The sequence below is a fragment of the Paenibacillus sp. FSL R7-277 genome, from assembly GCF_000517965.1.
In the GTDB taxonomy this organism is placed as follows: domain Bacteria; phylum Bacillota; class Bacilli; order Paenibacillales; family Paenibacillaceae; genus Paenibacillus_AQ; species Paenibacillus_AQ silagei.
In genome coordinates this window covers 1-18442 of the sequence record NZ_ASPX01000067.1, presented here as the reverse complement: position 1 = coordinate 18442, position 18442 = coordinate 1, and the positions used below count along the sequence as shown (strand labels likewise).

Here is an 18442-nt window from a genome sequence, read left to right as displayed (position 1 = left end):
GGCTGTCCATAGAATCCCTGGTTCACGGCGGTTATAGTGAAGGCAGTTAGCAGGCACTTATCCCCTGATCAAGGAAGGAAGAGGACACATGGGTACATATCAAAGAATTCATCCGCAGGTACAGGAAGGCATCGCTTCACGCAAGGCATATCTCGTCGGAGGAGGGATCGGTTCCCTGTCGGCAGCGGCATTCCTGATCCGTGACGGGCATATGCCCGGCCGGAATATTCATATTTTGGAGCAATCATCTATATACGGCGGCTCCATGGACGGGGCAGGCAATGCCAAGGACGGTTACAGCGCCCGGGGCGGACGCGAGATTGAAGAGCACTTCGAGTGCTTCATGGAGCTGTTCGGCTTCATCCCTTCCCTGACCAATCCGGACCGGACGGTGCTGGATGAATTCCGGGAGCTGAACCTGGCGGAACCGATTGAATCGCATTGCCGTCTGGTCGAAAAGCAAGGCACCCCCGCCGACTTCTCATCGCTTGGACTCTCTACCGCACATGCGCTGCAATTAGGCAAGCTGACGCTGGCTACCGAAGAGAGACTGGGCACGGTGACGATTGAGCAGTTTTTTGACCCGAGCTTTCTGGAGACGAATTTCTGGTATTTCTGGCGCTCCATGTTCGCCTTCGAGAATTGGCATAGTGTGGTGGAGGTCAAGCGTTATATGGAGCGGTTCATGCACCTGATCTCGGGGATGAACCAGCTGAAAGGAATTTTGCACACCGAATACAACCAGTTCGACTCGCTGATCCTGCCGCTGATGAAATGGCTGGAGCGTGAGGGCGTTCATTTTGACAAAGGGCATGAGGTTACGGATCTGGAGCTTAGTATCAACGGTGATGAGAAGGTTGTAACCGCGATTCAGGTGCAGGTTAATGGTTCCCCGAAGACGATTCCGGTGACACGCGTGGATCTGGTCATGGTCACGAACGGCTCAATGACAGAGAATTCTACCCTTGGCGATCTGGACCACCCGGCGGTGCTGAACCGGTCCGTTACTGAACGCGGGTGCTGGAGCCTCTGGGAGAAGCTTGCTGCCAAATCCCCGGATTTCGGCCGCCCTGAAGTGTTCTGCGGGGATATCGACAAGTCCAAATGGCTGTCGTTCACAATGACTTTTACCGATGATGAGATTGTATTCCCTTATCTGCTGGAACTGACGGGTGACGCTCCCGGCATGGGCGGTGTAGTTACGATCAAAGACTCCAGCTGGATGATGTCCTGGACCGCACCGAAGCAGCCTCACTTCATCAACCAGCCGGATAATGTGAAGGTGCTGTGGGCGTATGGCCTGTTCCCGGATGCCGAAGGCGACTATATCAAGAAAAAAATGAGCGACTGCACCGGACGCGAGCTGCTGGAGGAACTGTGCTACCATATGGGACTTGTTGACCGTATTCCCGAGATACTGGAGCATACCACTAACGTCATCCCTTGTATGATGCCTTATATCACTGCGCAGTTCATGCCGCGCGCTCTCGGTGACCGACCGCAGGTCGTGCCTCAGGGCAGTGTGAATTTGGGCTTCCTTGGCCAGTTCGCCGAAGTCCCGGACGACTGCGTGTTCACGGTGGAGTATTCGGTCCGTTCCGCGATGATGGCTGTATATGAGCTTTTGAAGCTGGAAAAAGAAGTGATTCCCGTCCATCCGAGCAAATATGATGTCCGGGTACTGCTGACCGCGCTCCGCACCTGCCTGGGCAACAAGCCGCTGCCGCTGGATAAGACACTTGGGGAGCTGCTGGCGGGAACGGTACTCTCTAAAATGGTCTAGAGACGAATACGAGGATTACACGAGGTAGCTGATTCCGCTGCCCAGGCATGCCTGGGGTCCGGCAGACATAGGATGGTAATAAGCAAGCGCTTAACCATTCAGTCATTGCAGGAGGAGAATAGTGTGAACGAGAGACTGGCGGCTGTTATTCTGCGGATTGATGCTATTGCTACAGATATTCTTGTACCGCTGCGCCGTAAGATCATTAATGAGGCGGCTCTGCTTCAGCTCTATGAGGCGCTGGATGAGACGTATGCTCTAATGGAGCATGAGCGGCAGATTGACCGGGAGCTCGCGGCCATCCTCTTCCTGCTCTATTCACAGCTGGTAACCCAATCCAATTATGTGTATGACAAAAGCCTCTTCGTACCGCATATCGGCAAGCTGCAAGGGTACATCCGCAAAATATTCGGCGGTACGCTTCAGAATGTATAGAACTCAACTAACAGCCAATCTGACAGCCTATGCTCCAGCTACATCTCTAACAGGATGGAGCCGGGAGGATAGGCTGTTTTTAAAAATATGGCTGTGTTAAAATTTGTTGAGCGATTGATGAAATTCAAGAGCAGAACTCTCGCGTACTTGGGCGTGAACGTATTCGGATAAGTAAAGTAAGGAACAAGGAGGCAGACAATTCATGGGAGGAACGAATGTATGGGATGCGGAGTGGGAGGTTAACGAAGAGCAGGCGCGGACGCTGATCGGAAGACAATTCCCTCAGCTGTCATCGAAGCAAGTGAAGCGATTGGGCTGGGGCTGGGACAATACGGTTTTTCTCATCGGTGACGAGTACGTGTTCCGGTTTCCAAGAAGAACGTTTGCAGTTGGCGCGATTCGTATGGAAGGGAAGCTGCTGCCGAAGCTGGAGGCATATTTGACCATCCCCTATCCGAAACCGTTGTTTTATGGCGAAGCAAGTGACGAATACCCGGCACCATTTCTTGGCTATGCCCACGTGCCAGGAGATTTCCCAATCGGTTTGACGGAAGAGCGCCGGGCTTTATCGGCAGAGACGCTGGCGGCATTTTTGCGGAGATTGCATGAGTTCCCGGTGCAGGCGGCGCTGAAGTGCGGAGTTCAGCAAGATCATCGAAGCTTGACGGACATAGCATCGCGCAAAGTGAAATTGGAGGGCTTTCTATCGAAGGTGGTTGAACACTTGTCGCCGGAGGAGTCCGGTGTGATCGAAGCGTATATTAACAGTCTGCAAAAGGACCGTGTCGAGGCGGTGAATGCACTGCTGCATGGCGATCTTCATTTCAAAAATATGCTTGTGAATGAGAACGGGATCGTCTCCGGCATCATTGATTGGGGCGATCTGAGCGTAGGCCATCCGGCTTGTGATTTGAGCGTTGCTTATAGCTTTTTACCACCTTACGCCCGCGGTGTGTTTTTCGAAACGTACGGTGGAGCGGACGAGGAGACGAAGCTGCTGGCGCGGCTGATGGCGGTATACATCCCCATGCTGATCTTAATGCAAGCCGTCGATGACGGGAATGAAGCGATTGCGGCAGAGGCGAAATCCAACATCATGCGGGCACTGTCTGATTAGGCTCATTATTTCATTACTGCCGATAGCAATAAACCGCCTTTTCAACGAAGGCGGTTTTCTTATTTTTATTTTGTCCATTGCCAAACCTTGACCTGTTCCTTTACAATATTATAATGATAATGAGAATCAATTTCAAAGAAACAGGTGACATTCATGAATCAACAGGCAGTGTCCGGGAGCGGGCTGGATCAGAAGGCAAAGCGGCTGAAGCTGCGGTCCCGTCCCTGGGCGGCAACATTAATTCTTATTGGCGGTTTGATTGCGCTGGCGCTGGGTATCGCTATTTCCGTATCGTTCGGGGCCGCAGACATTAAGCTGTCCGTCGTATGGACCGCAGTCTTTCATTTCAATCCCGATATTACCGAGCATCAGATCATCCGCGAGCTTAGGCTGCCGCGTGTGCTGGGCGGCGTAATGGTGGGAGCCAGCCTCGCTGTGGCAGGGGCTATTATGCAAGGGATGACCCGCAATCCGCTGGCGGATTCGGGACTGATGGGCATTAACTCTGGAGCAGGCTTTGCGCTGGCTGTCTGCTTTGCATTTTTTCCGGGATTGCCGTTCATGTATCTCATTCTCTATTCCTTCGTTGGCGCCGGAGCCGGAGCGGGAATTGTCTACGGTGTAGGCTCGCTGGCGAAGGGCGGACTAACCCCGGCCAGGCTCGTATTGGCAGGTGCTGCTCTCAGTGCGCTGCTCTCTGCGCTAAGCGAAGGCATCGCCCTTTATTTCCGCATCGGACAAGATCTCGCCTTCTGGTATGCCGGTGGTCTGGCAGGAACGAAATGGTTCCAGCTGCAGATCATGTCCCCATGGGTGATAGCGGCTATCCTGGGAGCCATTGCGCTGTCCCGTTCGATTACGATGCTCAGCTTGGGTGAGGATATTGCCAAGGGGCTGGGGCAGCGTACAGGACTGGTGAAATTGGCTGGTACGCTAATTGTCCTGATTCTGGCCGGAGCCTCGGTAGCTGTCGTGGGAGCTGTTGGGTTCGTCGGCCTGATCATCCCCCATCTGACGCGCTATCTGGTGGGTGTGGATTACCGCTGGATTATTCCCTGCTCTGCGGTGCTGGGTGCGCTGCTGGTGGTCGGGGGCGATCTGACGGCACGGATGATCAATCCGCCGCATGAAACGCCGGTGGGTGCGATTATAGCCCTGATTGGGGTACCGTTCTTCCTGTATCTGGCCCGAAAAGAAAGAAGGGAGCTGTAAAGATGCAGAGCCATAAGAGAATTTCTTCAGAAGATGCAAGGCGTAAGTATGGCCTGAGGGTGATCGGCGTGCTGGCCGTTCTGATTGTGATAATGTTCATTATAAGTATGAATACAGGATACATAAGACTTACTCCGCTTGAACTGCTGGATACGCTGGTCGGCAAGGGGACGGAGAAGCAGGAGCTGATTCTGTTCCAGTTCCGTTTGCCGCGGATTGTCATTTCTCTGTTAATTGGTACCGCACTTGCCGTATCCGGCGCAGTGATGCAGGGGGTCTTCCGCAATGATCTGGCCGATCCGGGTATTCTCGGCATTAATGCCGGGGCCGGACTGATGGTCATGCTGCTGATCTCTTTCTATCCGACGACCTCGGCGGCACCGGTCTATCTGTTGCCTGTGGTTGCCTTTGCCGGGGCGGCCTGTACTGCTGCTCTGATCTATAGCCTCGCCTACAAGCGGCATCAGGGCATTGCGCCGATCCGGCTGCTGCTTACCGGGGTCGCAGTGGCGGCAGGTATGAGCGCGGCGATGATCGTGCTGACGCTTCGCCTCGACCCGGACAAGTATCAGTTCGTTGCCACCTGGCTGGCGGGCAGCATCTGGGGCACAAGCTGGAAGTTTGTCTTATCCCTGCTGCCCTGGATCGTGATTCTCCTGCCTTATGTCATCTACAAGGCACGGGTGATGAATGTACTTAATCTGGGTGAGCAGACAGCGACGGGACTCGGTGCTAATGTGAGCAGAGAGCAGTTCCGTCTGCTGGCAGCAGCGGTCGGCCTTGCGGCTTCCAGTGTAGCGGTCAGCGGAGGCATCGGCTTCGTCGGGCTGGTCGGCCCGCATCTGGCGCGGCGGCTGGTCGGACCGAAGCATCAGCTGATGCTGCCCGCCTCTGCGCTGATCGGCGCGCTGCTTGTCATTGCGGCGGATACGATCGGACGGCGGATTCTGCAGCCGTCCGAGATTCCTACCGGCATTGTGGTAGCTGTCATCGGTGCTCCATACTTTCTATATCTTCTGGCCCGTACCAAATCTTAAATACAACCAGACCTTGGAGGGATATCAATGAACGAAGCAATGGAATTATACGATGTGACGATTATTGGCGGCGGCCCCGCAGGCATGTATACAGCGTTCTATAGCGGAATGAGAGATCTGAAGACTAAGCTGATTGAAGCGAAGGATGAGCTGGGCGGCAGAATGCTGATCTATCCTGAGAAGATGATCTGGGATGTCGGAGGAGTAACACCTATTCTCTGCCGCCAGTTAATTGATCAGCTGGCTGAGCAGGCGCGTACCTTCGATCCTACCCTTGTATTCGGACAGCAGATTGTTCACCAGGCCCGCCAGGAGGACGGAACGTATATCCTGACCTCAGCCACAGGCGAGCAGCACTGGACCCGTACCGTCATACTTACCATCGGATACGGTATTCTGCAGATGGCGAAGCTGGAGATTGAAGGCGCGGACCGCTATGAGGTGACAAATCTGCACTACACGGTACAGGAGCTGGAGCCCTTCCGCGGCAAGCGGGTGCTGATCTCGGGCGGCGGCGATTCCGCAGTGGACTGGGCGAATGAGCTGGAGGGGATTGCCGCCAGTGTAACTGTGGTCCACCGCCGGGAGCAGTTCGGCGGGCATGAGAAGAATATTGCCCGGATGAAGGCCTCCTCGGTGGATGTGCGAGTGCCTTGTGCGGTAAGCCAGCTGCACAGCAGTGACGGAGAGCAGATCGATCAGGTGACCGTCTGCCATATTCAGACCGGAGAGCATGAGCAGCTTGAGGTCGATGCCGTCATTGTCAACCACGGGCTGAGAAGCGACTTCGGTCCGCTTAAGGACTGGGGACTGGATATGGGAGAATGGTGTGCGAACGTCAGCGGTAAGCTGGAGACCAATCTGCCGGGTATCTTCGCTGCCGGAGATTTCGTGGATCATGAGAGCAAGGTACGGCTCATTGCCGGAACGTTCACCGACGCGGTGCTTGCCCTGAACAGCGCGAAGCTGTACATGGACCCTACCGCTGAGAAGGTAGCCTACGTCTCCTCCCATAATGACCGGTTCAAGGAGAAGAACAAGGCGCTTGGCGTAGTAGATAACCACTAGCATTCCTCCTTCAGAGATATCAGCCGGTGTACCGGCGCTATACCATAAGCTGTAGCTGCACAAGCTGTCCCTTACACGGATTATTCCGTACCGGGGGCAGCTTGTTCTGCTTTTACACATTCCATATGCTGTATAAAAAAAGGATAGCGGGCGAATAGTAAGAGCCAGGAGGTGCGGATATGGAGAATATAAATTCGCCGGTCTCCCCTAAGCTGGAAGACAACATCAGTACGATTCAAGCAAGGCTCGGGAACAGTCCCGATCTGGTTATACGCACCTATGAATTAATTAATAGAACAGCCCGTGTGGCTGCAATATATATCGCCGGCATTACCGACAGAGTGATGGTCGATGACTACATCTCGCATGTGATGTCCTTTCAAGCTCTGAATGACCGTGCGCGGCTTGCGGTAACCCCGGAGGAAGTCTACAGCTATATTAAAGAGAATGCCCTTAGTATCGGCAAGGAGAAGCTGGTTACAGATATTAACGGACTGCTGGAGGCGTTGCTCTCGGGCGATACGGTTATTCTGGTGAACGGAGTGGGGGGAGGCATCAGTGGAAGCACCTGCGGCGGGGAGTCCCGCGCGGTTACTGAGGCGGGCACCCAGGTCGCCATCCGCGGCTCCAAAGAAAGCTTCACGGAGACCATCAGCACGAATATTGCCCTGGTCCGCAAAATCATCAAGAACCCCGACCTCTGGACCGAAACCATGAAGCTGGGCGATGTGACCCACACCGATATCACGATTATGTATATCCGCGGCATTGCCGACGAAGAGACGATTCAGGCATTCAAGGATAAGCTTCAGGAGATTAAGGTCGATATGATTCTGGAGTCGGGATATATTGAGCAGATCGTGGAGGACAATAAATATTCCCCGTTCCCCACGATGTTCAATACAGAGCGCCCGGATAGTGTCGCGGGCAATCTGCTTGATGGACGGATTGCCATCTTCGTAGACGGTACTCCGTTTGTGCTGATTGCCCCGACTACCTTCTTCATGTTCTTTCATACGGTCGAGGATTATTATCAGCGGTATGATATCTCCTCGCTGATCCGGATGCTCCGCTTTGTGTGCCTGGTCATTTCAATGTATGGTCCGGCGATCTTCGTCGCGGCGCTGAACTTCCATCAGGAGATGATTCCGACCCCGCTGCTGATCAATCTGGCGTCACAGCGGGAGGGGGTGCCGTTCCCTGCCTTTGTAGAAGCGGTTCTGATGGAGGTTACCTTCGAGATTATCCGGGAAGCAGGGGTCCGCATGCCTTCGCCGATCGGCCAGACCGTATCCATCATCGGCGGTCTGGTGCTTGGGACAGCGGCGGTTCAGGCAGGGATCGTCTCGCCGGCGATGGTAATCGTGGTCTCGCTCACAGGAATCTCCAGCTTTGCTACACCTGCCTTCAACATGGCGCTCTCCATCCGCATGCTGCGGTTCATCATCATGGCGATTGCCGCATTTATGGGACTGTATGGCATCGCTATATTTACTATTATGCTGATTGCCCATCTGTGCAGCCTGCGCTCACTCGGGGTTCCTTACATGACGCCCATCGGTCCCTTTGTTCCGGGGAATCTGAAGGATACCTTCATCCGCTCTCCCCAGAGCTTCACTAGGCTCAGAAAGAGGCTCGTCAACAACAGCAACCGCTCTTCAGCCTCTCCCGCAGGGAAAAGGGCCGCCGGGAGGAAATCCGATGAACGGTAAGGGACTGCTGCGTCTGATCGCTATAGCGGTGCTGGTCCTGCCGCTTGGCGGCTGCTGGAACAGCCGGGAATTGAACGAACTGGCCGTTGTCAGCGGTATAGGGATGGATCTTGTTCCGGAGACCGATGAATACCGGGTCACCTTTCAATTGGTCAATCCGTCTTCCACATCGACGAGTACCTCTCCCGGGAGCGGCAAGCCTGCTGTAGTGGTGGTGTCGGCCACAGACAAAACGATGTTCGGCGCGTTGCGGCGGGCGTCAAAGCATGTAACCCGCCAGCTTTTTTTTGCCCATACCCAGCTTATTGTGCTTGGAGAGTCCTTGGCGCGGGATGGGATTAACGATATCTTCGACATCTTCGAGCGGTCCCATGAGCTGCGGCTCAATTCAGAAATACTGGTTGCCCGTGGCAGCGATGCCGCCTCTGTCTTGAAGCTGCTGACCCCTGTAGAGAGTCTGCCGGCTCTGGGACTGGTCAAAAAAGCGCAGAATACCTCCAGCGTCTGGGGGGAGAACCGGGACATTAGAGTATTCGATGTCATTCGAGGCATTACAGGAGAAGGGGATCTGACGATCAATGCGGTGAAGATCAATGGAGATGCTGAGGAAGGGAAGAAGAAAAGCAATCTGGAGGGGTCGGAGACCCTGACCGAGACGGTGATGAGCGGGCTTGGTGTGTTCAGGCAGGGGAAGCTGCTCTACTGGATGAAGGACTCCGAAGCAAGAGGAACTGAGTGGCTGCTTAACAAGATAGAAGAAACAGTACTCAATATTGATGCAGATGATAAAAAAGAGTCCGTTGCCGTCAATATCATCTACTCCAGAACGGAGGTAAAGACCGCGATTGAGGATGGTCTTCCGGTCTTTCATGTGACGATTGCAGAGGAGGGGAGCGTCAATGAAACGGACAGCTTCGTGGATCTCAGCAAGCGGGAAGATATCATGAAGCTTGAACAAGAGCTGGAGAAGAAAACGAGAACTGAAGTGATGCAGGCTTTTCATAAGGGACAACAGCTGGAGAGCGATATTTTCAATTTCGGCAATGAGCTGAAGCGGACGAATCCGCAGGAATGGGCGGCGCTGGACGGGGACTGGGGCCGGATCTTCGCGGAGGGGAAGCTGGACCTCAAGATCAAGGCTTACATCCGCAGTACAGGCATGAGTCTGAAACCTTATATCCCCGAAGGTAAATAATTGGCTTAACCGCAGAAATCAGGTGATTGATGTTTATGAAAAAAGAAGTGATCGGCCCCAATCAACTGCTTGCCTTGATCATTCTGTTTGAGCTGGGAACCGCCGTGCTTGTACCTATTGGCCTGGAGAGCGGACATGCAGTCTGGCTAGCCATTCTGATTGCCCTTCCCGGGGGCATTCTGCTGTATCTGGTGTTCGCACATCTCTACCTCCAATTCCCCAACCAGATCATAAGCGGGTATACGCGTTCTATTCTCGGGCCATGGCTGGGCTGGCCGGTAAGTCTGCTGTTCCTGCCGGTGCTTCTCTATAACGGCTCCAGAAATCTGCGGGAAGCGGGTGATCTGCTGATCTCGGCCTCCTATGACAAAACCCCGATTCTTATCATTAATTCAATCATGATTATTGCCGTGATGTATATCCTGAGCAAAGGGATAGAAGTGTTCGCGAGGACCGCCGAGATTGTCCTGTGGATCGTGATCTTTATGGGGTGCATTTGTATTATTGCTGTAATCTCAGCCGGGCTGGTAGAGTATAAGAATCTGTTTCCGCTTCATATGAATGATTACAAGCAAGCCTTGAAATCAGCCTATCCCAACATCCTGATCTTTCCGTTCGGCGAACTGATGTGCTTCACTACCATTCTGCCCCACTTTAATAAATCCCGGAAAATTAAGAAGACCGGAATCGCAGCCATCATTGTCAGCGCCTGTCTGCTCAGCTTCACACATGCAATCGAAATGTCTGTGCTTGGCGAGAACCTGTACAGCCGTACCGCCTTTCCCATGTTTACGACCATTACCCTTGTGAATATGGCCAATTTCATTCAACGGCTGGATGCCCTGGTTATGCTTACACTGATTATCGGGGCGTTCTTTAAGCTGACCGTCTACTGTTATGCTGCTGTTGCGATTGCCAACGATCTGTTCAAGGTAAACGATACCAGCAGGCTGGTTATTCCGGCAGGCGTGATTATGCTGTTCAGCTCTTTTGTCAGCGCGCAGAATTATCCGGAGCATATGAATGACGGGAAGACTTTTTTGCAGACGATTCTGCCGGTATTCTGTGCGGTGATTCCAATCCTGCTGTTGCTGATTCATCTTGTCCGGCGTAAGTTCGGATTGTACCGTTAGAAGAATTAAGACGGTTTCCGGCGGGATTGACGCTTCTTAGCGACATGAACGGCTACCTGAACGAACGGGAGAAGCAGGAAGATTGTGATACATATGGCTTCCTGTAGTGTGGTTGTAGCAAAGATGGTTGAGAGCGAATGAATGGATGCACGCAGGCTGATGCCAGACATCACATCAATGATGACTATTAACGTAAGCGTAAGAACAGCTAACAGGACATAGATACTGATAATCTTCATGGAGGTCTCCTTGTGCACCGCAAGAATAATTCACCGGTTCCGGCGCGGCGGGCTACAGATATTATCTCCGAGTAAGGGATCAGGTAAACGCCAAAAGCTGCCGGAAGCCATTGAAGGCTCCGGGCAGCTTATTCATGACTCCATTATTGTTGTGCCCCGGTCAGCCAATCGGCCAGCTCCTCCGTCTGGGCCAGAACGGCAATCGGATCATAGTACCAGGAGCGCTCTTCTTTCCATACGTAGATCTTCCCGTTCTTGACTGCCGGCAGGCTGCCCCAGATCGGGTCTGCCTGGAAGTCTTGAGCAGTCCAGGTATTGTCGGTAATGACGAGATAATCACCCGCATACTTGCCCAGGGTCTCAGCGGATAATTCAGCCCACTGTTTCTCCATAATTTCAGCAGCCACTCCAGCCGGCGGCTTGCGCCCCAACGCCTGATAGATGGGCTGTCCTCCGCGCCCGAAGTTATCCCCATAGACCCAGGTGGACTTGTCTGCATGCTCCAGAATACTGAAGGTGGCCCCGGCAGGAATGGCTGCATCCACACGGGCCTTGGCGTCAGCAATACGCTTATCGTAATCAGCCAGCCAGGCTGCTGCTTCCTGCTCCTTGCCGAGCAGCTTGCCGAAATAGGTCAGCTCTTCATGCGCATTCTTCAAATCGCCATATGGCACAATGACCGTTGGGGCAATCTGGCTGAGCGCCGCATAGCTGTCTGCATTGCCGGAGATAATCAAGTCGGGATTCAGCGCGATGATATTCTCCGGTGACATTTTACCGTATGTGCCGGTGTCGGCGACTCCTGTGAGGAATTCTTTGAAGTACATATTCTCCAGTGTAAGTCCGGGCGCACCGACCGGAATCGTATCCAGGGCAATCAAGCTGCCCAGATATTCCTCGGCAACAATCCGTTGCGGTGCTGCCGGTACCTCAATATCTCCATTCACAGTTGTCACAGTATGGAAAGCCGGAGCTGCGGTTGCAGCAGCCTTCTCTGGCTGAGGGGAGGAATCGGGTGTTCCGGTAGCATTAGCTGAAGCAGCACCACTGCTGGTATTAGAAGTGTTGTTTCCGCAAGCCGAGACGCTAAGAGTCAATGCCAGAAGCAGAGACAGGACCATCCAAGCCTTCGGGTGAATGCGGCGTGAACGTAAATACGGGATTTTCAAGATGCAGCCTCCTTAATGTAGAACGATTATCATTCTCAATAACACTTTACAGAGTTTGCTCTGATTAGACTATGGCTGAATGTGATGTCCGGCTATGTAAATTTATGATGTCAGCGCCTGCACCAGGACCTTCAGCTGAGCCTCGGAGGAGAGCGGGTCGAACCCGTAGAACATGCCAGGCTGATTCAGGTAATAGATTCTTCCGCCTGAAGATTCACCGATATAATGTTGCTGTACTGGGTGAAGAAAGCTCTGCAGCGGATCCAGTGCTTCAGCAGCCTCCCTACTAGAGGTAATGAAGATATGGTCAGCGGGGTAACGGGCGATGTTATGGAAGGCAATCTCCAGATAGCCCTGATCCAGCAGGCCCTCGGCAACGAGGCTAAGCGGCGGGCGGAAGCCAAGATCATGATACAGAATCTGCGTCCCGCGCCCGTAGCTGCTGCTGAAGCAGTAGGCCGTCTCTGCGCCAAGCTCCAGGACTATGGCAGTTCCACGGTCACCGATCCGCCGGTCCAGCAGCTGATTAGCCTGGTGACAATGCCAGTCATAGAGGCTTAGCCAGGCCTCAGCCTGCGGCTGACGCCCAGTCACCTCGGCAATCAGCCGGAATTGCTCCCGCCAGTCCATTTGCATGAAGGGAATCTCAATTACCGGTGCGACGGACAGGAGCTGCTTGCTCTTGTCAGGCAGGGAGTAGCTGATAATGACATCCGGCCGGGCAGACGATAGACGTTCGTATAGACCTGCGGAGCGGGTTCCTTCATCCGGCAGCTTCTTCCTGGAGGGAACGGGCTGCATGCTCTCCATCCAGGACGAATATACTCCCAGCCGGGGAACGACTTCGAGCGCATGGAGGCTGGCCGTATGATTGAAGTTCAGCGAGACTACAGATTTGCTCTTACGGTGATAGGCTGAAGGCGAAATTCCTACAACCTGCTTGAATTTGCGGCTCAAATAGGTTCCTTCGCTATAACCAACCTCAAGCGCCAGCGTACTCAGATTCGGGGCTCCTGTAAGGATACGCTGCTGGGCCTTACGGATGCGCAGCAGCGTTATATATTCATTGAAGGTCTGCCCGGTGAATTTGCGGAAGGCACGCGAGAAATGCTCCGGGGTAACTCCGGCAAGTCCGGCCGCCTGTTCTCTCGTCAAATCTTCATTATAATTAGACTCTATATGAAGTAGTACTCGGTCAATCCACTGAGCTTGCGGTTCTTTGTACTCGGCAGCACTATTGTGCAGCTCAGTGAGCAGCTCTGTGAACAGAGCTTGTAAGGCAAATGGCGTGCGCTGCTCCGGCTGGTTCCAGCTGCTAAGAAGCTGCACAGCAAGCGTGCTTACATGGGGAGGGCAGCTTCGGACCGGCAGATCATGGTTCAGCGGGCTGAAGGGCCGCCTGTTGCCGGAGATCACCGCGTATTCGATCCACACACCCTGCAGCTTATGGCTGCGGGGCAGCCTGATATCCACCGGACTGTCGCTGCACACCATATGACCGCCGGATAGACGGATACGTTCTCCATTTAGCCCGATGACTCCGCTTCCGCCGGTGACTACTACCAGGAATGAGGTGAAGGGGGGAATGGGATTTTCCCGGTTAAAGGAGGCTTGATCCAGTGCCGTTACATGTACCGGAATATAAAAGCTATGAGGAGTAGGCAATGAACTGCCGGCATTTCGCGTCTGCATGTTACAAGTCACTCTTTTCTTGGATGATAATCATTCTCAGTAATAGTATAACAGTCTTTCCTGCTATTGACGATCCTCGAATCGAAAGGTAAAGTTTAGGGTCAGAGACAAGCAGGGTATAGTTGTATTAGAGGGGGCGAAGAAGGCCATGACAACCTGGAATCTGCAAGGAACGGTCAGCCATTTGCTGATCTGTAACGGAAGTGACTGCAAGAAGCATAAGGGTGAAGAGGTAGCGGAAGCGATTGAGGATGAGATTACGAAGCAAGGGGCAGATGCGCTGATACATACAACAGTAACCCGCTGCAACGGAAGATGCTCGGATGCCTGTGTCGTGATCTCTTACCCGGAAGGCGTATGGTACAGGGATGTCACCCCTAAATCTGCTAAAAGCCTGGTGCGCAAGGTGCTGAAGGGAGAACAGCTCGAAGAGAATCTGCTCTATACGTATGAAGAAGGCTTCAAGGCCGCTACCCCCAAGGGTGCCAAAGGTAAGAAGAAGAAATGATAGTATAGCGATTAGTGCAGCCCGCCGCTGGAATTCTCCGGCCAAGGGCTGTTTATTTTTTCCAAGGGGAGCATTACAATAGATAGAAAAGTCTAAGCCGGATTCGTGCAGGATTGCTTCGGTACGGAGAGTGCACCGGAGGATCATCTGGGCTATGCCGCAGCGGTTACGGCATCCGGCAAGCTTCGTCTGTGGATCGACCGGGACCAGCCGGTGTCTATGGTTAATCTGGCCCATCAGTCTGCCAGGCAAGCGCGGATTAATGAAGTGTTCACTCCGCGTGAGTTCCGCAAGCACGGGTATGCGAGTGCGGCTGTAGCTGCCCTGTGTGCCGAGTTGCTCAGTAAGGGCGTGACGCCCATGCTCTACGCCGATGCTGCGAATCCCGATTCCAATAAGGTCTATCAGTCGGTGGGCTTCAAGCGGACCGGAAGCATTGTTGATTTGCGCTTTCAGTAAGGTTGTAATTATTAAGTCTATTACAAGGAGGAATGTCAAAGAATGCTGCAAGGAATGAAAATAATAGTGACCGGTGTTGCTTCAGGTATTGGTAAGGCCATTGTCAGACATAGTCTGGAGGCGGGAGCTGAGGTCATTGGTTGTGATCTGGATGGTCCCCGTCTGGAGGAGTTGAAGCACGAAGCCGCTTCGGATAAGCTCTACACTTACCGGCTGGATGTCGCCGATTACAGCGGGGTGGAGCACTTCTTCTCAGCCCTTCAGCAAGAGCATGCCGATGTGAGCGGGCTGGTCAACAATGCAGGGATCTATCTGGGCCGCAGCCTGCTGGATTATACACCGGAGGAGATCAACCGGGTGATGGATATCAATATCAAAGGGTATGTCTACTTCTCCCAGGCCTTCGGACGCATGCTGCTGGAGCAGAAGCAAAAGGGCGTCATCGTCAACATGTCATCAGTCTCCGGCCAGGAAGGCAGCTCCGATGCAGTATACGGTCTAACGAAGGCTGCTATTCTTGGCTTGACCAAGAGCTGCGCAATGAATTTTGCCCCTTTGATCCGCGTGAATGCAGTGGCTCCGACCATGGCGGACACCCCGATGATGGGACATATCCCCGCCTGGAGGCAGCAGGAATACCGGGAACACCAGTTAAATCCTGAGCCGCTGCTGGCAGAGGATGTTGCCGATACGGTGATTTTTATGCTGAGCAGCAGAGCCAGAGCTTATACAGGAGCCACCTTTGATATTAACAATGGCTGCTATTTGCGTTGATTGTCCCTGATTTGACTTGCAGCTACAGGGTTACTATGCTTATACATAGTGCAAATAATCACACTTAACAGGTAAGAGTTGCAGCTAGGGGGCGGCAGGATATGGATAGACGGCAGGTATGGCCGGATAAATTCAAGAAGTTTTTTCTGAACAACAAGTTTGTGGTGGGTCTGCTGATTGCGCTGCTGGTGGGCTTAACGATACTCGTATTCTCAAAGATTCCGTTTGTGTTCAAGCCGCTGTCTGTGCTTCTGCATACGGTGGCAGCGCCGCTGCTGCTCTCAGGGATCGCCTATTATCTGTTGAATCCGCTGGTGGACCGTCTGGAGAAGAGAAGCCGGGTGAAGCGGGCGTATGGCATTGTCATTCTGTATCTGATCATCATGGGGATCATTACCCTGGTTCTGCTTATGGTCATCCCGATCATCCGCACCCAGCTTATGGGCCTGATTGACAACTTCCCCGTCTACAGTGAGCAGATCCAGGAGGAATTCCTCCAGCTTACCGGCAGTGAACTGTTCAATAAGATTCAGTCGAGCGTAGGCACGGACCTTAGTGATATCACCAGCAAGGTGACGACCTGGGCCACAACCTTCCTGAATAATGCCGTCAGCGGCGTAGGCAGCTTCGTTGGAACACTGACCGAAATTGTGCTGGCTGTAGTGACTACGCCATTCATTCTCTTTTATCTCCTGCGCGACGGCAAAAGATTGCCCGACTATCTCATGAGACTCATCCCTACCGCACTGCGGCCGCAGTCCCGGATGGTTATGCAGGAGATGAATAACCAGATCGCATCGTATATCCGCGGCCAGATTATTGTCAGCTGTTGCATCGGAGCACTGCTCTATATCGGGTACCTGATTATCGGGCTGGAGTATTCGCTGGTTCTGGCGATCGTTGCCGCTTGTACGGCTGTAGTTCCTTATCTGGGGCCGGCCATTGCGATTACCCCTGCGCTGATCGTGGCGATGGTTACCTCACCGTTTATGCTGCTGAAGATGGTCATTGTCTGGACCGCGGTTCAACTGATCGAAGGGAAGTTCATCTCGCCGCAGATTATGGGGAAATCGCTGAGGATTCACCCGATTACGATTATTTTTGTGATTATTTTTGCCGGAAAAATGTTCGGTGTACTCGGTATCATACTGGCGGTTCCGGGCTACGCCGTGCTTAAAGTGGTAATGACCCATATCTTCCAGTGGTTCCGCTTCCGCTCCGGGCTCTACAGAGTCATTGAAGAAAAGACTGAGGAATAAAGCGAAAAGGAATGAGTGCAATGTCAGGACAACTGGTGAATACAGCTTATGGGCAACTGAAGGGAGAAGCGGGAAACGGCGTGAACGTGTGGCGCGGCATCCCGTTCGCTGCCCCGCCGCTCGGAGAGCTGCGCTTCCGGGCACCGCAGCCGCCGGAGTCCTGGAGCGGCGTACGGGAGGCCGTCAAGTTCGGACCGGTCAGCCTGCAGCCGGTCAGCACCAGCGGGACGCGGTTCGGTGGGACCACCCCGGTCTACGATGAAGATTGTCTATATCTGAATGTCTGGTCCCCGGCGGTAGCGGAGGCGACCGGGGCGCTGCCGGTGATGGTGTGGATTCACGGCGGCACCTTCGTTACCGGCGCAGGCAGCCAGCCGATGTTCGAGGGCAGCAAACTGGCTGTCTCCGGGAATGTCGTGGTGGTTACTGTGAATTACCGGCTGGGTCCGCTCGGGTTCCTGCATCTGTCTCCGCTGGGCGGAGGGCTGGGCAGTAACCTGGGGCTCCTGGATCAGATTGCTGCCCTGGAATGGGTGCAGCAGAATATCGCTGCATTCGGCGGTGATCCGGCGCGCGTCACGGTCTTCGGTGAATCGGCAGGAAGCATGAGCATTGCCGCGCTGCTGGCGATGCCTGCGGCGAAGGGACTGTTCGCCCGGGCTATTATGGAGAGCGGGGCGGCGCAGACGCTGAACGGGGAGCAGGGCGGGCAGATTGCCGCCGCATTGCTAGCCGAGCTGGGCCTTCAGCCCGGCAGCGGTACACAGCTGTTGCATAAGCTCCCGGCCGGAGAGATTATGGAAGCCGCAGGCCGGATGGCGTACAAGCTGTCCGGAGACTCGATGAATATGTTCTTCCAGCCGGTCGTTGAGCCGGGAACCCTGCCGGTTGAGCCGGTACAGGCCATTGCGGCTGGAGCCGCCAGCGGCATTCCTGTGCTGATCGGAACGAATCTGCATGAAGGCAATCTGTTCTTCCGCGAGGGGCAGAAGGCCGATAATTTCGAGCAATCGCTCAAAGCGCTGGAGCAGCTGATGGGAGTGGACGACCTCTCCGAGCTGACCTCGGATTACAGCCATACCTGGGAAGGACAGGCGGAGGTGCTGACCGACCTGTTCTTCTGGGCCAGCTCGATTTCGTTCGCGGAGAAGCAGCAGGGACATGCCCCCGTCTGGATGTACCGCTTCGACTGGACGGTGCCCGGGCATCCGCTGCTGGAGAAGGCCATTCACGGGGCGGAGATTCTGTATGTCTTCAACAACCTCCCGCTGCTGAAGCAGTACGGCCTGAACGTGACGCCGGAGATGGAGGCAGTGGCCGAGGCAATGCAGACCGCCTGGACAGCCTTCGCCCATGGTGGAGATCCGGCAGCGCCGGGACTGGACTGGCCGCAGTACACACCGCAGACGCGGGCAACCATGATATTTGACCAATCCTCGGGCGTGGTGAATGACCCGGACGGGGAGAAGCGCAGACGGATTTTTGAGTATTATACGGGATAAGTTTACAAATGCAGCCCTCGCCGGAGGAATACCTCCGGGAGGGCTGCTGCCTGTGTGGGGGCCGGAATGTAAGTGGAAATCCGGACACAATGGGCAGGCGCGGGGCGCGTGGACCAAATGTAATCGAAAAACCGATTACAATGGGCAG

Annotated in this window: 17 protein-coding genes; 14 read left to right on the top strand and 3 right to left on the bottom strand. The window is 54.1% G+C overall.

Annotated elements, in window-relative coordinates; genetic code table 11:
• Positions 1 to 88: 88 nt before the first annotated feature.
• The 9 genes from C173_RS19120 (at position 89) to C173_RS19080 (ending at position 10692) form a co-directional block, all read left to right on the top strand.
• A complete protein-coding gene (locus C173_RS19120; protein WP_036727450.1) occupies positions 89 to 1783 on the top strand; it encodes an oleate hydratase in 1695 nt (564 codons plus the stop codon).
• Between the two features lie 123 nt (positions 1784 to 1906).
• Positions 1907 to 2218, top strand: a complete 312-nt coding sequence (locus C173_RS19115) for a hypothetical protein (protein ID WP_036727449.1) — start codon at positions 1907 to 1909, stop codon at positions 2216 to 2218.
• A gap of 202 nt (positions 2219 to 2420) precedes the next feature.
• Positions 2421 to 3335 carry a phosphotransferase gene (locus C173_RS19110; RefSeq protein ID WP_036727447.1) on the top strand — a complete coding sequence of 305 codons (915 nt, stop codon included), beginning with the start codon at positions 2421 to 2423 and terminating at the stop codon, positions 3333 to 3335.
• 153 nt (positions 3336 to 3488) lie between these two features.
• A complete protein-coding gene (locus C173_RS19105) occupies positions 3489 to 4547 on the top strand; it encodes a FecCD family ABC transporter permease (RefSeq protein ID WP_036727445.1) in 1059 nt (352 codons plus the stop codon).
• A 2-nt stretch (positions 4548 to 4549) separates the two neighbouring features.
• A complete protein-coding gene (locus tag C173_RS19100; protein ID WP_036727443.1) occupies positions 4550 to 5584 on the top strand; it encodes a FecCD family ABC transporter permease in 1035 nt (344 codons plus the stop codon).
• 27 nt (positions 5585 to 5611) lie between these two features.
• Positions 5612 to 6652, top strand: coding sequence for an NAD(P)/FAD-dependent oxidoreductase (locus C173_RS19095; RefSeq protein WP_036727441.1), 1041 nt, complete (start codon positions 5612 to 5614; stop codon positions 6650 to 6652).
• 179 nt (positions 6653 to 6831) lie between these two features.
• Entirely contained in the window at positions 6832 to 8364 is a 1533-nt protein-coding gene (locus C173_RS19090) for a spore germination protein (RefSeq protein ID WP_051478177.1), read from the top strand.
• Positions 8354 to 9559, top strand: coding sequence for a Ger(x)C family spore germination protein (locus tag C173_RS19085; RefSeq protein WP_036727439.1), 1206 nt, complete (start codon positions 8354 to 8356; stop codon positions 9557 to 9559). Before C173_RS19090 ends, C173_RS19085 begins: the two co-directional genes overlap by 11 nt.
• Positions 9560 to 9594: 35 nt before the next feature.
• Positions 9595 to 10692 carry a GerAB/ArcD/ProY family transporter gene (locus C173_RS19080; RefSeq protein ID WP_036727437.1) on the top strand — a complete coding sequence of 366 codons (1098 nt, stop codon included), beginning with the start codon at positions 9595 to 9597 and terminating at the stop codon, positions 10690 to 10692.
• Positions 10693 to 10697: 5 nt separating this feature from the next.
• On the opposite strand, the gene C173_RS19075 is transcribed toward C173_RS19080, so the two are convergent.
• The 3 genes from C173_RS19075 to C173_RS19065 all read right to left on the bottom strand — a co-directional run bounded on the left by C173_RS19075 (position 10698) and on the right by C173_RS19065 (position 13792).
• Complete coding sequence (locus tag C173_RS19075) at positions 10698 to 10931, bottom strand: hypothetical protein (RefSeq protein ID WP_036727436.1); 234 nt, start codon at positions 10929 to 10931, stop codon at positions 10698 to 10700.
• Positions 10932 to 11074: 143 nt separating this feature from the next.
• Positions 11075 to 12100 (bottom strand): ABC transporter substrate-binding protein, encoded by a 1026-nt coding sequence (locus tag C173_RS19070; RefSeq protein WP_442792651.1) that lies wholly within the window; start codon positions 12098 to 12100, stop codon positions 11075 to 11077.
• A 102-nt stretch (positions 12101 to 12202) separates the two neighbouring features.
• The gene (locus C173_RS19065; RefSeq protein WP_051478176.1) at positions 12203 to 13792 is read right to left on the bottom strand and encodes an AraC family transcriptional regulator; all 1590 of its coding nucleotides are present in this window, start codon (positions 13790 to 13792) and stop codon (positions 12203 to 12205) included.
• 148 nt (positions 13793 to 13940) lie between these two features.
• Between C173_RS19065 and C173_RS19060 the strand changes: the two genes are divergently transcribed.
• From C173_RS19060 to C173_RS19040, 5 genes are all read left to right on the top strand, one after another.
• Positions 13941 to 14300, top strand: coding sequence for a (2Fe-2S) ferredoxin domain-containing protein (locus C173_RS19060; protein ID WP_036727434.1), 360 nt, complete (start codon positions 13941 to 13943; stop codon positions 14298 to 14300).
• Between the two features lie 105 nt (positions 14301 to 14405).
• Positions 14406 to 14759 carry a GNAT family N-acetyltransferase gene (locus C173_RS19055; RefSeq protein WP_051478175.1) on the top strand — a complete coding sequence of 118 codons (354 nt, stop codon included), beginning with the start codon at positions 14406 to 14408 and terminating at the stop codon, positions 14757 to 14759.
• A 42-nt stretch (positions 14760 to 14801) separates the two neighbouring features.
• Positions 14802 to 15533 carry an SDR family NAD(P)-dependent oxidoreductase gene (locus C173_RS19050; protein WP_036727432.1) on the top strand — a complete coding sequence of 244 codons (732 nt, stop codon included), beginning with the start codon at positions 14802 to 14804 and terminating at the stop codon, positions 15531 to 15533.
• Between the two features lie 101 nt (positions 15534 to 15634).
• The gene (locus C173_RS19045; RefSeq protein ID WP_036727430.1) at positions 15635 to 16792 is read left to right on the top strand and encodes an AI-2E family transporter; all 1158 of its coding nucleotides are present in this window, start codon (positions 15635 to 15637) and stop codon (positions 16790 to 16792) included.
• Positions 16793 to 16812: 20 nt separating this feature from the next.
• Positions 16813 to 18294: a carboxylesterase/lipase family protein gene (locus C173_RS19040; protein WP_036727428.1), complete on the top strand. Its 1482-nt coding sequence runs from the start codon at positions 16813 to 16815 to the stop codon at positions 18292 to 18294.
• Positions 18295 to 18442: the final 148 nt, after the last annotated feature.

What these genes read in the sequence shown, in the direction of transcription:
- C173_RS19050 (WP_036727432.1), top strand. Translation starts at nt 14,802, where the DNA reads ATGCTGCAAGGAATGAAAATAATAGTGACCGGTGTTGCTTCAGGTATT.
- C173_RS19065 (WP_051478176.1), bottom strand. Translation starts at nt 13,792, where the DNA reads ATGCAGACGCGAAATGCCGGCAGTTCATTGCCTACTCCTCATAGCTTT.
- C173_RS19080 (WP_036727437.1), top strand. Translation starts at nt 9,595, where the DNA reads ATGAAAAAAGAAGTGATCGGCCCCAATCAACTGCTTGCCTTGATCATT.
- C173_RS19040 (WP_036727428.1), top strand. Translation starts at nt 16,813, where the DNA reads ATGTCAGGACAACTGGTGAATACAGCTTATGGGCAACTGAAGGGAGAA.
- C173_RS19090 (WP_051478177.1), top strand. Translation starts at nt 6,832, where the DNA reads ATGGAGAATATAAATTCGCCGGTCTCCCCTAAGCTGGAAGACAACATC.
- C173_RS19085 (WP_036727439.1), top strand. Translation starts at nt 8,354, where the DNA reads ATGAACGGTAAGGGACTGCTGCGTCTGATCGCTATAGCGGTGCTGGTC.
- C173_RS19120 (WP_036727450.1), top strand. Translation starts at nt 89, where the DNA reads ATGGGTACATATCAAAGAATTCATCCGCAGGTACAGGAAGGCATCGCT.
- C173_RS19095 (WP_036727441.1), top strand. Translation starts at nt 5,612, where the DNA reads ATGAACGAAGCAATGGAATTATACGATGTGACGATTATTGGCGGCGGC.
- C173_RS19105 (WP_036727445.1), top strand. Translation starts at nt 3,489, where the DNA reads ATGAATCAACAGGCAGTGTCCGGGAGCGGGCTGGATCAGAAGGCAAAG.
- C173_RS19110 (WP_036727447.1), top strand. Translation starts at nt 2,421, where the DNA reads ATGGGAGGAACGAATGTATGGGATGCGGAGTGGGAGGTTAACGAAGAG.
- C173_RS19100 (WP_036727443.1), top strand. Translation starts at nt 4,550, where the DNA reads ATGCAGAGCCATAAGAGAATTTCTTCAGAAGATGCAAGGCGTAAGTAT.
- C173_RS19045 (WP_036727430.1), top strand. Translation starts at nt 15,635, where the DNA reads ATGGATAGACGGCAGGTATGGCCGGATAAATTCAAGAAGTTTTTTCTG.
- C173_RS19060 (WP_036727434.1), top strand. Translation starts at nt 13,941, where the DNA reads ATGACAACCTGGAATCTGCAAGGAACGGTCAGCCATTTGCTGATCTGT.
- C173_RS19075 (WP_036727436.1), bottom strand. Translation starts at nt 10,931, where the DNA reads ATGAAGATTATCAGTATCTATGTCCTGTTAGCTGTTCTTACGCTTACG.